Origin of the sequence: Streptomyces bobili, from assembly GCF_002154575.1 — a bacterium.
Taxonomy (GTDB): domain Bacteria; phylum Actinomycetota; class Actinomycetes; order Streptomycetales; family Streptomycetaceae; genus Streptomyces; species Streptomyces bobili.
In genome coordinates this window covers 1-3129 of record NZ_MUBA01000740.1, presented here as the reverse complement: position 1 = coordinate 3129, position 3129 = coordinate 1, and the positions used below count along the sequence as shown (strand labels likewise).

General features: G+C 73.4%; 3 protein-coding genes. All 3 read left to right on the top strand.

The window, feature by feature from the left end:
• The coding region (locus BZL64_RS37025; protein WP_086773388.1) for a pectinesterase family protein at positions 1–920 on the top strand (920 nt) is incomplete at its 5' end.
• A 1-nt stretch (position 921) separates the two neighbouring features.
• Positions 922–1962, top strand: a complete 1041-nt coding sequence (locus BZL64_RS37020; RefSeq protein WP_086773387.1) for a pectinesterase family protein — start codon at positions 922–924, stop codon at positions 1960–1962.
• Positions 1949–3103, top strand: a complete 1155-nt coding sequence (locus BZL64_RS37015) for a dienelactone hydrolase family protein (RefSeq protein WP_086773386.1) — start codon at positions 1949–1951, stop codon at positions 3101–3103. The genes BZL64_RS37020 and BZL64_RS37015 overlap by 14 nt, the downstream gene beginning before the upstream one ends.
• Positions 3104–3129: the final 26 nt, after the last annotated feature.

Sequence of the window (3129 nt, the reverse complement as noted above, 5' to 3'; positions counted from 1 at the left end):
GGGACGCCGTGGCCGCCGCCACCGGCACCGGCCGCACCCTCGTCCTCGCCCCCGGCACCTACCGGGAGACGGTCGCCGTCGACGTCACCCGCACCGGGGCGACCTGGATCGGCGCCTCCGAGAACCCCCGCGACGTCGTGATCGTGTTCGACAACGCGGCCGGCACCCCCAAGCCCGGCGGCGGCACCTACGGCACCACCGGCTCGGCCACCACCACCGTGCAGGCCGACGGCTTCACCGCCCGCTGGATCACCTTCGCCAACGACTGGCTGCGCGCCGACCACCCCGGCGTCTCCGGCACCCAGGCCGTCGCGATCAAGGTCCAGGGCGACCGCTCCGCCTTCCACCACTGCCGTTTCCTCGGCCACCAGGACACCCTCTACGCCGACTCCATGGCGCTCGGCACCTTCGCCCGGCACTACTTCTCCCACTGCTACGCAGAGGGTGACGTCGACTTCGTCTTCGGCCGGGGCACCGCCGTCTTCGAGCGCTGCCACTTCCGCACCCTGAACCGCACCGACCTGGCCGCCGCCCCCTACGGCTTCGTCTTCGCCCCCTCCACGGCCGGCGCCAACCCGCGCGGCTACCTGGTGACCGGGAGCCGCGTCACGAGCGAGGCCCCGGACGCCCACTACAAGCTGGCCCGCCCCTGGGTGCCCAGCTCGGACACCACCGCCCGCCCCATGCTCACCGTCCGCGACACCCACCTCGACACCGGCATCGACGCGGTCGCGCCCTACACCAACATGTCGGCCTCCTTCCCCTGGCAGAACCAGCGGTTCGCCGAGTACCGCAACTCCGGGCCCGGCGCGGTCGTCACCGTCCCGGAGAACCGGCCCCAACTCACCCCGGAGCAGGCCGAGTCGGCGACCCGGACGGCGTACCTCGGCGACTGGACGCCGTGGAAGGAGAACTGCTGACATGCGCAGGCGCACCCTGCTGGCAGGCCTCACCGCGGGCCTCGCCGCCACCGGCACCCCCGCCCTCGCGGCCGGCCCCGGCACGGGAGGCCGACGTGTCCTGCACGTCCGCCCCGGCGACTCCGTCCAGGCCGCGGTGGACGCGGTCACCGGGCCCGGCTGGACGATCGTCGTGCACCCCGGCACCTACCGCGAGGTCGTCACCGTCCCCGCCGAGAAGGAAGGCCTCACCCTGCGCGGCGCCTCCCACGACCCGCGCGCCACCGTCCTGGTGTACGACAACGCCAACGGCACGAAGAAGCCCGACGGCACCACGTACGGCACCGCCGGCTCGGCCACGTTCAGCTCCGCCGCCCCCGGCCTCACCGTCCGGGGCCTCACCCTCGCCAACGACTGGCTGCGCGCCGACCACCCCGACATCACCGGCACCCAGGCGGTCGCCGCCTACGTCACCGGGGACCGCTCCCGCTTCGACGGCGTGCGCTTCCTCGCCCACCAGGACACCCTGTTCGCGGACACCACCGCCCTGGACGCCTTCGACCGGCAGTACTACAACCGCTGCCACATCGAAGGAGACGTCGACTTCGTCTTCGGGCGGGCGCGCGCCGTCTTCGACGACTGCCGCTTCCACACCCTCCGGCGCGACGTCGCCTTCACCCCCAAGGGCATGGTCTTCGCCCCGGCCACCGCCCGCGCCAACCCCTACGGCTTCCTCGCCGTCCGCGGCCGGTTCACCTCCGGCGCCGAGGACGCGGCGTACAAACTGGCCCGGCCGTGGGTGCCGTCGTACGAGACGACCGCCTGGCCCTCGCTCGTCGTGCGCGACTCCTGGATCGGACCCGGCATCGACCCGGCCGCCCCCTACACCAACATGCGGGAGGCCTACCCCTGGCAGACCATGCGTTTCCGTGAGTACGGCAACGCGGGCCCCGGCGCCGTGATCTCCGAGCCGGACAACCGGCCGCAGCTGACGCCGGCGGAGGCGGCCGTCCACACCCGGCGCACCTATCTCGGGGACTGGCGGCCCTATGACCGGCGGTGAGCCGGCGGGCCGGCGGGCGTTCGTGGCCGGGACGGGGGCGGCCCTGCTCGCCGGTCAGGCAGGTGCGGCGCGGGCGGCCGTCGCCGACGGTCCGCTGCCCGGCTTCCACCCCGCCCTCAAGGACGCCCTCACCTTCCCGCTCGCCTGGGGAAACTCCCCGATCCGCGACTTCGACACCTGGCGCCGGGCGGCTCGTGCCAAGGTCGAGGAGACCCTTCTCGTCGACCGGGAGGACACGACCCCGTACGCCCCCGAGTTCCAGCGGCGGACCGACGGGGACGGCTACACCGGCGAGTTGGTGACGCTCTCCCTCACCCGCCACGAACGCGTCCGCGCCGCCCTGCTCACCCCGCACGGCCCCGGACCCTTCCCGGCCGTGCTCCTCCTGCACGACCACGGCGCGAAGTTCGACATCGGCAAGGAGAAACTGGTCCGGCCCTGGTACGAGGGAGCCCGGCTCGCCTCCGCGAGGGCCTGGACGGAGAGGTACTTCAGCGGCCGGTTCGTCGGCGACGAACTGGCCCGGCGCGGCTATGTCGTCCTCGTCGCCGACGCCCTCGGCTGGGGCGACCGCGGCCCCCTCGCCCACGACCAGCAACAGGCCCTGGCGAGCAACTTCTACCATCTCGGCTCCTCCCTGGCCGGGCTCATGGCCCGCGAGGACGCCCGCGCGGCCGGCTTCCTCGCCCGGCTGGAGCGCGTGGACCGGCGGCGGATCGCCGCCGTCGGCTTCTCCATGGGCGCCTTCCGTGCCTGGCAGGCGGCGGCACTCACCGACGACCTCGCCGCCACGGCCGCCGTCTGCTGGATGACCGGCCTCAGGGAAATGATGGTGCCCGGCAACAACACCCTGCGCGGGCAGTCCTCCTACTGCATGCTCCATCCCGGACTGTCCCGCCACCTCGACTTCCCCGACGTGGCGAGCATCGCCGCACCCAGGCCGATGCTGTTCTTCGACGGCGGCCTCGATCCGCTGTTCCCCGCCGACGGCGTCCGCGTGGCCCACGAGAAGCTGCGCGCCGTCTGGCGCTCCCGCCACGCCGAGGAGCGGTTGCACCTGAGGACCTGGCCCGAACTCGGCCATGTCTTCACCGACCGCATGCAGGACGAGGTCTTCACCTGGCTCGACCACGTCCTCTGATCCCCCCATCCCCCAGGGGATCGGCG